The 11,208-nt window shown below is 50.4% G+C and carries 10 protein-coding genes; 4 read left to right on the top strand and 6 right to left on the bottom strand.

The window, feature by feature from the left end; all coding sequences use genetic code 11:
* A partial coding sequence (locus tag V6Z81_11055) for an AMP-binding protein (protein ID MEG9863004.1) occupies positions 1-1,326 on the top strand: 1,326 nt, incomplete at its 5' end.
* Positions 1,327-1,339: 13 nt separating this feature from the next.
* Here V6Z81_11055 and V6Z81_11060 read toward each other — a convergent pair.
* Both V6Z81_11060 and V6Z81_11065 read right to left on the bottom strand, forming a co-directional pair.
* The gene (locus V6Z81_11060; GenBank protein MEG9863005.1) at positions 1,340-2,491 is read right to left on the bottom strand and encodes an acyl-CoA dehydrogenase family protein; all 1,152 of its coding nucleotides are present in this window, start codon (positions 2,489-2,491) and stop codon (positions 1,340-1,342) included.
* 10 nt (positions 2,492-2,501) lie between these two features.
* Positions 2,502-3,629 carry an acyl-CoA dehydrogenase family protein gene (locus tag V6Z81_11065; GenBank protein ID MEG9863006.1) on the bottom strand — a complete coding sequence of 376 codons (1,128 nt, stop codon included), beginning with the start codon at positions 3,627-3,629 and terminating at the stop codon, positions 2,502-2,504.
* Between the two features lie 393 nt (positions 3,630-4,022).
* Here V6Z81_11065 and V6Z81_11070 point away from each other — a divergent pair, with 393 nt between their 5' ends.
* Both V6Z81_11070 and V6Z81_11075 read left to right on the top strand, forming a co-directional pair.
* Positions 4,023-4,808 (top strand): SDR family oxidoreductase, encoded by a 786-nt coding sequence (locus V6Z81_11070; GenBank protein MEG9863007.1) that lies wholly within the window; start codon positions 4,023-4,025, stop codon positions 4,806-4,808.
* A gap of 59 nt (positions 4,809-4,867) precedes the next feature.
* A complete protein-coding gene (locus tag V6Z81_11075) occupies positions 4,868-5,701 on the top strand; it encodes an SDR family oxidoreductase (protein ID MEG9863008.1) in 834 nt (277 codons plus the stop codon).
* A gap of 38 nt (positions 5,702-5,739) precedes the next feature.
* Here V6Z81_11075 and V6Z81_11080 read toward each other — a convergent pair whose 3' ends face one another.
* From V6Z81_11080 to V6Z81_11095, 4 genes are all read right to left on the bottom strand, one after another.
* On the bottom strand, positions 5,740-7,281 hold the full coding sequence (locus tag V6Z81_11080) for an AMP-binding protein (GenBank protein ID MEG9863009.1): 1,542 nt from the start codon (positions 7,279-7,281) through the stop codon (positions 5,740-5,742).
* Positions 7,282-7,362: 81 nt separating this feature from the next.
* Positions 7,363-7,824 carry a MaoC family dehydratase gene (locus V6Z81_11085; GenBank protein ID MEG9863010.1) on the bottom strand — a complete coding sequence of 154 codons (462 nt, stop codon included), beginning with the start codon at positions 7,822-7,824 and terminating at the stop codon, positions 7,363-7,365.
* An 11-nt stretch (positions 7,825-7,835) separates the two neighbouring features.
* The gene (locus V6Z81_11090; GenBank protein MEG9863011.1) at positions 7,836-8,348 is read right to left on the bottom strand and encodes a MaoC family dehydratase; all 513 of its coding nucleotides are present in this window, start codon (positions 8,346-8,348) and stop codon (positions 7,836-7,838) included.
* A gap of 14 nt (positions 8,349-8,362) precedes the next feature.
* A complete protein-coding gene (locus V6Z81_11095; protein MEG9863012.1) occupies positions 8,363-9,982 on the bottom strand; it encodes a GMC family oxidoreductase N-terminal domain-containing protein in 1,620 nt (539 codons plus the stop codon).
* Positions 9,983-10,140: 158 nt separating this feature from the next.
* Here V6Z81_11095 and V6Z81_11100 point away from each other — a divergent pair.
* Positions 10,141-11,208, top strand: a 1,068-nt coding sequence (locus V6Z81_11100) for an aldehyde dehydrogenase family protein (protein ID MEG9863013.1), incomplete at its 3' end; no start/stop codon positions are given.

The following is an 11,208-nucleotide window of genomic DNA, read 5'->3' on the forward strand; positions in this document are numbered from 1 at the left end:
GTCGGCATTAACTGGCGGCTGGCACCGCCTGAGATGGCCTTCATTCTCGACGATGCCGAGGTCAAAGTCGTGGTCGTCGACGCCGAATTTCTCGGACATCTCGATGCGATGGATCTACAGCTTAACCCGCTTATCGTAGCAATCGGTGGTGAAGAACCCCACATAAACTATAGCGACTGGATCGCGGGCCAACCCGACCTAGACCCAGGCGTCCAGCCCGATCTCGATGATACTGCGGTTCAGGTCTATACGTCTGGAACAACGGGACACCCCAAGGGCGCGGAGATCAGCCACCGAAATCTTGGCGCTTCCTTCTGGGCTTACAGCAGTATCAATGGCATGACATCACAGAGCGTTCCGCTGAATGTGCTACCCATGTTCCATATCGGCGGAAGCAGCATCGCATATATGGGGCTGTGGCTCGGCTGTAAAAACATAGTGCAACGCGAACTCGATCCCTCCGACATGCTCCACGCCATCCCGAAATATCAAGTGACTCACCTCATGATGGTCCCAGCTATTTTGCAAATGTTTCCTTCCCTCCCCGGCGTAGCCGATACAGACTTTTCCTCAGTTGAATTGGTCAATTACGGTGCATCCCCAATTTCAGAGGAAGTCCTCAATACGTCCATGAATTTGTTTGGATGCCCGCTCCTCCAAACATATGGGCTGACCGAAGCAACAGGCCCCGTCACGCATTTGCCCCCCGAAGATCATGACCCGGGTAGTTCGCGTGCAAACCTTATGCGATCAGCAGGAAAGCCGCTCCCGGGAACTGAAATTCGAATTGTCGATACCGTTGGCATTGATATGCCAGAAGGTGAAGTTGGTGAGATATGGACCCGGTCTCACCAAAATATGAAGGGGTACTGGAAGAACCCTGAGGCAACTGCCGTCGCGTTTCCCGAAGGCCGTAACGCAGACGGTCTGGGGTGGATGGCCACTGGCGATGCGGGGTCACTGGAAGAGGGATATCTATTCATTCGAGACAGGGTGAAGGATATGATCATTTCGGGAGGCGAAAATATCTATCCCGCCGAAATTGAGAATGCCCTGATGTCGCATCCGAGTGTTGCCGATGTCGCAGTGATCGGGATACCGAGTAATCGGTGGGGCGAGTCCCCGCTCGCTCTGATTGTTCTCAAGGACGGTGAAGAGCCGACAACTGAAGACATCATCGCCTTCTGCGCCGAGCGACTGGCTCGATACAAACTTCCTACAGCGGTTGAATACATCGCGGAAATTCCCCGAAACGCGTCAGGTAAAATCCAGAAAGTTGAACTGCGCAAGCCCTATTGGAAGGACCGGGAGCGCAGCATTAACTAGCCCATAACATTCGCTATTCGGGAATATCGAGAACTCGTTTTGCGATTAAGTTTTTCTGGATCTCATGAGTGCCACCCCAGATTGAATGTGATCGCGTGAACAACCATTCGCGAGTCCATTGAAGCTGGGTTGGGAGAAAGCCCGAACCTTCCCATCCAAGGCTATTGGTGCCCGCTGCTACCATGGCAAGGTCATGCTCCTCTTTCATCATGTCACCCCATCGATATTTTCCAACGGATGAGACGTCTCGCCTTTGCTGTCCTGCCTTCGCTTCATCAGCGGCCCGGCGCATGGTGAGGTCGAGAGCACGTGCGTCAATTTCATGAGCGGCAAGGCGTTCGCGCAGGGTCGGATCCGCAAGCACGCCATTCTCCATACCGACTTCACGCTGCATTAATGCTAAAATCGTCTCTTTGGCTTCACCGATAATCACATCGTGAATGTCCGTAGAGCGTTCATATTGCAGCAGACGCTTGGCCACACTCCATCCGCCATTCAGCTCTCCGACCATTTGGTTGGCCCGCGCCCTCGCGCCATCGAAAAACACCTGACAAAATTCTGCGGTGCCGTCGATCAGTTCTAGTGGTGAAACTTCAACTCCCGGCTGATCCATTTCGAGCATAATCAGGCTGATCCCCAAATGTTTGGGCGCATCGGGATCAGTGCGCACAAGACAGAATATCCAGTCAGCCTTATGGGCACCGGAAGTCCATATTTTTGATCCATTGATAACATATTCATCGCCGTCGCGTTCCGCGCGGGTCTGCAGACCGGCAAGGTCGGACCCCGCACCGGGTTCGCTGAAACCCTGACACCACTGCATAGAATTGTTTGCTATTTTGGGTAGATGCTCTTGCCGCTGTTCTTCGGTGCCAACATCTAGCAGGGTTGGTCCAAGCAAAGTGATGCCGGTTTGAGATGGCATCGGTGCATCAACGGCCCTAAATTCCGCTCTGAGCGCAGCGGTATACTTGCGATCAAGTCCGCCTCCACCATATTCAGTGGGCCAATCGGGCGTGATCCACCCTCTTTCAGCCAAGGCATCAAACCATTTCTTCAGGTCATTCTGCGGCAAATCTGGGCTATTGCCAAAGCGTAAATGCTTAGGCAGATTCTTCGCTAGGAAGTCTTGAACACCTTTTTTAAATGTTTCGAGTTCGTCCATCTCGATCTCCTTAATAACCCCGCAGCGAAGCAAAGCGCCGATGATGATGCGTCTCATCACCAAGGGCAAACTCGGCAGCCTTCAGTCGTTTCAAAAATAGACCAATATCCAATTCGTTCGTCATACCCATGCCACCATGCATCTGAACCCCCTCTGCGCCTATCAGTCTGGCAGTTTTGTTGGCCTGGGCTTTAGCGGCGCTAACACTCAATGCTGTATCACTGCGTCCCTCGTCAATCGCAGAAAGACCGTCCAGCAACAATGAACGGGCAAATTCTAGTTCTGCAAACATCTCCGCTGCACGGTGTCGTAAAGCCTGAAAAGTACCAATTTTGACACCAAATTGTTCGCGCTCTTTCAGATAGGTCAGGGTCCGTTCAAAGGTTTCATCAGCCATGCCGACCATTTCAGCCACTAGGCCCAAGGTCGCTTGCTCAATCACGCGCTCGAGCAATTCAGTATCTCCTAGAATGCTATCAGCGCTGACCTCAACCTTTGAGAAGGCAACACGTGCTACATTACGCCCATCAATCATACAGGTGCGTTGAACTGAGATGCCGTCATCTTCCGCATTAACAAGAAAAAGCACCAACCCATCCCTGTCATTGGTCTGCCCCGACATGCGAGCGAGTACGACCATCTGATCGGCCACATGTCCGTCTAGCACATACCCCTTTTCGCCAGTGATTAAAAAGCTGTCCCCTTCAGAAACCGCTTCTGTCTTGATTGCATAGGGGTCGAAACGCCCTTTCTCTTCAAAGGCGAAAGCGACGAGCCGGTCACCGGCTACGACCGCCGGCAACACATCCGTTTTCAGGGCCTCATTACCTGATAAGTGCACTGCGTTGGCCCCCATTAGCAGTGTAGATAGCAAAGGCTCTGGTGCAAGCACACGGCCGGCTTCAAAAAGAACAACGCCGAGTTCACTCAACCCCATATCGCTACCACCATGCGCAGTCGAAAAAGGGATACCGAGCCATCCAAGGTTTGCCATCTGTTTCCACACATCGCGGGAAAAACCGGCTGCGTCCCGTGTATCACGAAGCGAACGCATACGTGACACTGGGGAATTTTTCGTAAAAAACTTCTCGGCAGACTCTTTCAGTAGTTGTTGTTCTTCGCTTAATGTCAGGGACATTATTCCTCCTGCCTGCAACCAGATGATTTAGGGGACAGTATTATACAAATCAACAGGGTTGCATGAGTCATCAAAACCGGGGGTGAGGCAACGCCGCCTTCGGAATGACTGGGTGCATCTAACTTAAAGTCCGATGCTCTAAATTACTCATCTTGCATCTTTCTCCTAAACAGACTGTCCCCACGTTCTAGCGAAACCAAATAACAGGGATATTCCGGCTTGTTTGCGCTTATCTGATCCAATTACTTCATCTCGTCATCGCCTAACTCGATTTTCGTCGATCCTAAATCTAGAATGCTGTTTACATACCGTTTGTTTAGTATATATTTTATCGGGAATTACTTCAAATAATTTAACTGTTTGAATACGCTAAAATATTCTGAGAGGCGAAATATGAAAATTGATGAGCAAACGGCGGCTATAGTCACAGGAGGGGCCTCTGGACTTGGGCGTGCGGCCGCAGAGGCTTTAGCAGCCGCAGGTATTAAGGTTGCAATTTTCGATCTAAATGAAGACAGCGGAAAAGACGTAGCTGACAGTATTGGCGCAGTGTTCTGCAATACCAATATTCTTGATGAAGAAGACGTCATAGAAAGCTTTGATCAAGCGCGCAAAGCCAACGGGCAGGAGCGCATTCTGATCCACTGCGCGGCAGCGGCACGCCCTCCCAAGAAGACGGTTTACATGGACAAAAAAGCCGGGGAATATACAAGACAATCGACAGAGAACTTTGCGTTTGCGACAGATGGTGTTCTTGTTTCAAGCTATCGGCTCGCTTCGCTATCGGCACTTGGTATGGCTTCCCTCGACCCTCTGGAAGATGGCGAAAGGGGAGTCATCACCCTGACGTCTTCGGCGGCTGCGCAGGATGGCCAAATTGGACAAACAGGTTATGGCTCAGCCAAAGCGGGCATAAACGGTTTGGTACTCCCCATGGCCCGAGACTTGATGGACCTCGGCATACGTGTAAACGCTATTATGCCGGGAATATTTGCCACACCCCCCATGCTCTCTGTTCCTGAAGCGATTCTGGACTCTCTGGCAGCCTCAGTACCGTTTCCAAAGAGACTCGGCAAGCCGGAAGAATTTGGGTCGCTAGTGCTTGAACTCGCCAAAAATAGCTATTTTAATGGTCAAGCGCTTCGTATTGACGGTGCCATACGGATGCCCCCAAGATAATATACCCGTGTTTACACGGCACGCTTACACAGGCAAAGAATATAACATTGGAGATCATAATGAGCGAACATATTAAAGGTAAATCTATCATTGTTACCGGTGCAGCCAGTGGGTTTGGCATGCTTGTCAGTCAGAAGGCAGCAGAAATGGGTGCAAAGGTAACTTGCGCCGATATCGATTCAGATGGTCTTGGCAAAGTGGTATCGGAAATAACCGACAAGGGATTTACAGCGCAGGCTGTAGTAGCCGACGTCCGAGACGCTCAACAGATTGCCGATCTGGGAAAAGCAGCAATTGAAAAATATGATGCGATTGATGTCATGGTTAACAATGCCGGTACGATGCCCCTAGCCTTTTTCGCGGATCACAAAGATGCGCTCGAAAAATGGCACCAGTGCATCGACATTAACTTTAAAGGCGTTGTGAATGGTATTGCTGCAGTCCATGACCAAATGATTAAACAGGGTCGCGGTCAAGTGATCAACGTTTCATCAATTTATGGCAACGCGCCGGTTTCCGGTAGCGGGATTTATTCCGCGACAAAGGCAGCTGTCAATTTCCTATCTGAAACGCTGAGAGTTGAATCGAACGGCAAGATCAAAGTCACCACGATACGGCCGACCGGTGTAAACACGAACTTGGCAGGAACTATCGTCAACCCTGCTGCATCAGTTGGCATTATGGGTCACTTTGCAGCAGAAGAACTGCCGAAAATGGTAGAGCAAGGTGAGAAATATTTGGCCAATTTGAATGCCGATCAGGACAGCATCGAGTGCCGGATGCTGGATCCTGAACAGATTGCCAACAACATCATTTACGCTATCAACCAGCCTTGGGGCGTATCAATTAGCGACATCACTATTCGATGCTCAGGTGAAAAGATGGTCCTTTAGCCGCCCCGGTTCTGTGGACAACATGCTCTGCCGCCAGACTAATCGCCAGTAGCAAGATACTCGTCCTTCAATAGCCGCTTGTACAGTTTCCCGGTCGGTAAACGGGGGAGTGTGTCTCGAAAATCAATGACTTTCGGTACTTTGTAATTCGCAATGGAATCGCGCATATAAGCTGCAAGTTCGGCAGCGAGTTCATCCCCGACCTCAACTCCCTCGATCGGCTCAACGACCGCCTGCACGAATTCTCCCATTTCCTCATCGGGTAGACCGAATACAGCGGCATCAGCGACCTTGTCGTGCATCAAAAGGCAGTCTTCGATTTCTTGCGGGTAAATGTTGACCCCGCCAGAGATAATCATAAAAGCTTTACGGTCAGTCAGATATAAGAAACCATCATTGTCGACATAGCCGATGTCACCTAGAGCAGACCAGTTCGGATATTTAGGGTGCTGCGCGTTCCGGGTCTTCTCCGGTGCACCGTGATATTCGAACGGCATAGTTTCATTTTCGAAATAAACGGTCCCAGCCTCCCCAGTCAGTAGCTCGTTGCCTTCTTCGTCGCAGATATGCAGCACACCCATCATTGGCCGACCCACCGATCCGGGATGTTCGAGCCAATCCTGTGGTCCAATATAAGTCATGCCATTACCTTCTGTTCCAGCGTAGTATTCGTGGATAATCGGACCCCACCAGTCGAGCATTTGTTTTTTCACCGGCTCAGGACAGGGCGCAGCGGCGTGGATGCAGAAATTTAGAGAGCTAAGGTCGGATTGCAGACGATCTTTATCCGGCAGCTTCAACATCCGCACAAACATCGTCGGCACGACCTGAGTAGCGGTTACCTTATACTGCTCAATATATTGAAGGAACAGCCTCTCATCAAACTTCTCCATAATCACGGCCGTACCACCAACCTCATGAATTCCTGCCGTCCATGCTAATGGGGCTGCGTGATATAGTGGTGCTGGGCAAAGATAGACAGTGTCTTCGTTAAATCCACCGATCATCCGTCCAAAGGTGGAGGCGACCATGGGTGACTCCTGGATCGTGACGCCGGGAAGCGGCCGCTTAATGCCCTTCGGTTGTCCTGTCGTGCCCGACGAATACAGCATGAAAGAGCCAAGCGGCTCACGATCAAGCGGTTCGGCTGGAAAAGCAGCGACTGTATCGTCCAGATTCCGGAATGCGTCATCAGCACCGCCAATGAGCAGATTAACAGCACACTCGGGTGCGTATGCCAATGCCTCGGCAGCTACTTCCTGATATTGTACAGTGGTGATAAGCATTTTCGAGCCACTATCGCTGAGGATATACCCACCCTCCTCGGCTGAAAGAAACCGGTTTACCGCTGTCAAATACAAACCGCTGCGCATGGCAGCCCAATAGCAGACAAAGACGTCAAGCACATTCTCGGCCCAGATTGAAAAGTGATCTCCTTCGCGCAGTCCTTCGGAGTAAATCAGCTGAGATAACTGGTTAGATCGATCATTAAGTTCTCGATACGTCATCGTCTCGCCCGAGCCCGCCATGACCAGCGCAGGCTTATCAGGTGTGGTTTCTGCGAATGTTCCCGGGTACATGTGTCTACCTCCATTGATATGTTAACGTTTTGATAAAATGGCGTGCCAGATTCTAATTCTTATTGAAAACCGACATTGACATTAGATGCCCCGCTTTTTCAAAAGAACGGTACGGTCTCCTTGAAACACCAGCTTATCATGGCTATTGACGCCATAATGCCGGAAGGTGACGATTCCGCCTTCATCATGGTCTTGCGTATCCAACACTTCCGAATACGCATACAGTGTGTCGCCATGTTTGACCGGAGAGAGTAATTTTATATTGTCCATACCCAGTTCGCGCACTGCATTACTTGCTGTATCTTGCGCAGCCAGACCTATAATCATGGAAATTGTCACCCCGCCATAGACAATTGATTCACCGATCACCGTACCGGCCATCATATGATCATTGAAATGACCGGAGGCTGAGTTCAGCACCATATTGCAAATAGTCACGGCATCGCTTTCTTTCACGGTTTTACCGCGCCAATGCTTGTACATGTCTCCGACGGAGAAATCTTCGAAGTAACGCGCGCCCCGCACCTGGCTTGCTTTAGACATCCGTTCTCTCCTTATATTTTCGCTCGTTTGATTCTTTTGGCGACAATATTGCTGCGCTTATAATCAATCACCAGCTCGTCATGTTGATTAAAGCCCTGCGTGAGCCATGTGACGATACCTACATCGGGATTGGAATTGCTCTCGCGCTTATCTATCACGGTAGAACTGGCGACAATCGTATCTCCCTCATACACGGTCTGGTGATGGGTCAGTTCGTTAATCCCGAGAAACGGACCACCGCGCTCGGATAAATCTTCCACCGACATGCCCAGCACCGTGTTAAAGACTAGGAGCGGATTGACAACGATTTTATCGTGTCCATTGGCCTTGGCATATTCAGCATTGAAATAGTTTGGATTGAAATGTAGCGTCAGATAAGTGAACTGCGCATTGTCGCCGCTATTTAGCGTACGACCCCAATGATGGTCAAAAACCTGCCCTATTTCGAAATCTTCATATTTGTTGCCAATCTTGAGCAACTTGGCTTTATCGGCACCGGGAAAAGGGAGTTTATCGTCTGACATTATAATAACCTCGGTTAAACGCCGTGTTCGGCGCGGATCATGTCGGCAGCTTTTTCACCGATCATTATAGTTGGTGCATTGGTATTGCCGGACGATATGACCGGCATAATGGAGGCATCGACTACCCGCAGACCGGCAAGGCCAATTAATTTCAGCTCGGGGTCGACAACGGCCATTTCATCTGTACCCATTTTGCACGTACCGACCGGATGATAGACCGTAGTAAAGGATCTGCGCAAATAGGCCTCAAGTGCTGCGTCATCACGCACTTCCGGACCCGGTTCAACTTCCTTGGTCACTAACTTGTTGGCTACCGGTTGATTGACGATTTGGCGCACCCGTTCAATACCGCGGCAAATGGCGGTCACATCGCGCGGATCAGACAGATAATTGGCGTTTATCTGTGGTCGCTTCATCGGGTCATTATTTTTAATCAGCACCGTGCCGCGTGAATAGGGGCGTGCCTGAATGGCCGAGACTGTCATGGAAGGAAAATCATCAAGCGCCAGATTTCCATCTTCTCTGATGCTGGCCGAATAAGGCCGCATTGCCAACTGAATGTCATTACGGTCGAGTGCCTCATCACTTTTGAAGAAACCGCAAAAATGTGCCGAGGTGGTAGTCAGTGCACCGCGTCCGAAAAGTAACCATTTGACCAGTTCAATGGCCATGCTTGGTAGCGAAGACAGTTTTTTATTATAGCTGTGGCTCGGATTATTCAGCTGATATTTAACGTGGCCGAAAATATGATCCTGCAAATTATGCCCGACCCCCGGTAAGTGATGCTGCGACTTTACACCGACAGATTTAAGATGTGCCTCATCGCCAATACCCGAATGCTGCAAAATAGCCGGACTGCCAACCGCACCGGCTGACAGCAGCACTTCTTTGGATGACTGATAAAGAGTGCTCACGCCGTGTGTATCAATGACCCTAACGCCTGTCACTATACCATTTTCAATCTCCAGCCGCTGCACACGCTGACCGGTTTTGACCGTTAGGTTTGGGCGTTTACGGGCTGGATGCAGAAAGGCAGTGGCGGTTGATTGACGCCGTCCTTTGTGAATTGTGCCGAGCAAATAACCAACCCCGGTTTGATCACCATCATTGACGTCTTCATTGAACGGCAGGCCTGCATCTTGCGCGGCCTGCATGACTGCGCAAGAGGCGGGGCTTAGATTTTTAATCCAACTCAAGCGTAATTTGCCGTCACGGCCATGGGCTCCCTCAGTACCACCGCTTGGTAAATTTTCCGACTTTTTAAAATAGGGCAGCACTTCGTCCCAGTTCCAGCCGTTACAACCCAATGCGGCCCAGTCATCATAATCTTCGCGCTGACCGCGAATATAAATCATGCCGTTAATGGATGAACTGCCTCCTAGAACCTTACCTTGCGATAAAATAATGGAGCGCCCACCGCTTGCATTAGTGGCGGTTGTTATATCAAGCCAGGCGACAGATTTATCGCCAATCAGCCGCGAAATACCGAGTGGAATTTTATGCCACGAGTTTTTATCTTCCCCGCCTGCCTCCAGCACTAAAACATTGTGCGCACCGCTTTCGCTTAACCGGTCGGCAAGAACACAACCGGCCGAACCGGCACCTATAATGATGAAATCAAACGCTACTTGCATGAGCTCCCTCACTTCAAAAACTAAAACAACGCAAGCAGTGGTGCAATTTCTACCCATCGCGGTTTTTCTTTCATCACAAATGTGATACCTAAAACCACCTCTTGTCGTGGGTCGCCACACTTGCTTTTATATTATTTCAATTTTCGGAGGGGAGCATCATGACCATTCGTCCGCAATACGGCCATTTTATTAATGCAAAATTTGTCAATCCGGTAAACGGTCAATATCTTGATTCCATCAACCCAGATGACCAGTCCGTGGTCACGCAAATAGCGTCCGGATCAGCTGAAGATGTTAATGCTGCGGTTACTGCCGCTAAAGCAGCCAGTGCTGCTTGGGCTGACATGCGCCCACTAGAGCGTGGCAAAATCGTCTCACGTATTGGCCGTATGCTGGAAGAGAGGATTAAGGAATTTTCTGCAGCTGAGTCAGCCGAAATGGGCATGCCCGATGTCGGCGCTTTCGGCGCCATGACAACAGCGGCCAATTATTTCCAATATTACGGCGGATTGGCCGCTTCTTTGCAGGGCGAACATATTCCGGTCGGGCCGGGGCAGCACAGCTATACGGTGCATGAACCTTATGGCGTGGTTGGAGTTATCACACCTTGGAATGCACCGCTCAATCAGGCCTGTCGCGGCATGGCACCAGCACTGGCGGTCGGCAACACGGTGGTCCATAAACCCAGCGAATATACTTCTGCCACAGCTCTGATGTTTGCCGAAATGGCCATTGAAGCAGGTCTCCCGGAAGGAGTATTAAATGTGGTAACCGGGGCTGGGCCAGAAGCTGGCGAGGCATTGGTGCGCCATGACGATGTCGGTAAAATTGCCTTTACCGGCTCGTTGCGTGCGGGCCGTGAGATCGGCAAAATTGCGGCTGAAAAAATCATGCCAGTGACACTCGAAATGGGTGGCAAAAGCCCTGACATTGTTTTTGAAGATGCTGATCTTGAAGCAGCCTTGCCAGGCGCACTCTTTGCATTTGTCGCTAATAGCGGTCAGGTTTGCCTAGCTGGTACGCGTATTTTGGTTCAACGTTCCATTGCCGATAAATTTGCCGATATGATGGGTGTAGCTGCTTCCAAAGTTCCGGTCGGGCGCGACAAACAGTTTCCTAATCTCGGGCCGATTGCCAATGAAATGCAATTCAATAAAGTGCTGGATTATTTTCAGGTAGCCGGGAAAGAAGGGGCTAAGCTGGTCACCGGTGGTAAACGCGCCGAA

This window comes from Parvularculales bacterium, from assembly GCA_036881865.1.
In the GTDB taxonomy this organism is placed as follows: Bacteria; Pseudomonadota; Alphaproteobacteria; order JAPOUT01; family JBAJNM01; genus JBAJNM01.